Annotated in this window: 1 pseudogene; it reads right to left on the bottom strand. The window is 78.0% G+C overall.

The annotated features are described in order from the left end of the window. A pseudogene (locus J1M41_RS11250) lies at positions 1 to 614 on the bottom strand (cell division protein FtsK); the annotation flags it as partial. Positions 615 to 631 lie beyond the last annotated feature (17 nt).

The following is a 631-nucleotide window of genomic DNA, read 5'->3' as shown; positions in this document are numbered from 1 at the left end:
GGGTCGTCCCGCGACAGGGACAGCGCCCCGACGCCGGAACCCCACGAGACCGCCACGGCCTCGTCGGCCCCCGACGTCAGCCCGAAGCGGTCCGTCGCGCCGGAGCGGACGGCGCGGGCCACCGCACCGGGGCTCAGTGCCGCCTGAGCCCGCCGGCGCACGACCGCGTCCGCGCGGGCGGCGAGCAGCCGCGCATGCCGCAGCCGGGTACGGCGCTGCATCGCCAGCATGACCAGCGCCACCGTCACGGACAGCACACCGAACAGCAGGAACACCGGGTTGCCCATCATCAGGACCAGGGCGACCCCGAGCACCAGCGGGCCCAGGGCCGCCACCAGCGGGATCACGACGGACTGCCGGGCCGGTGGGGATCCGAGGTCGACGGCGGGCGGCTCCGGCGTGACCGGCCGCGGCAGGGCGGCCCCGGGCCCGCGGACCAGGCCCAGGGCGGTCCGGCCCACAGGGAGCGGGCTGCGGCCGTCCCACAGGCGTCCGGTGTCCCGAGGACCGTCGTGGACGTGCAGCCCGGTGGGCGCGAGCCGCAGACGCATCGGCCGCGACGGGGCAGAGGGGTCGTCCAGCAGCAGCCGCGCCCCACCGCGTCCCGTGCTCAACCCGCCCTCCCCCAGAG

Source organism: Micrococcus sp. KRD096, assembly GCF_017168495.1.
In the GTDB taxonomy this organism is placed as follows: Bacteria; Actinomycetota; Actinomycetes; order Actinomycetales; family Micrococcaceae; genus Micrococcus; species Micrococcus luteus.
Note: the sequence above shows the minus strand (reverse complement) of the source record. Positions and strands in the feature narration are given on the sequence as shown.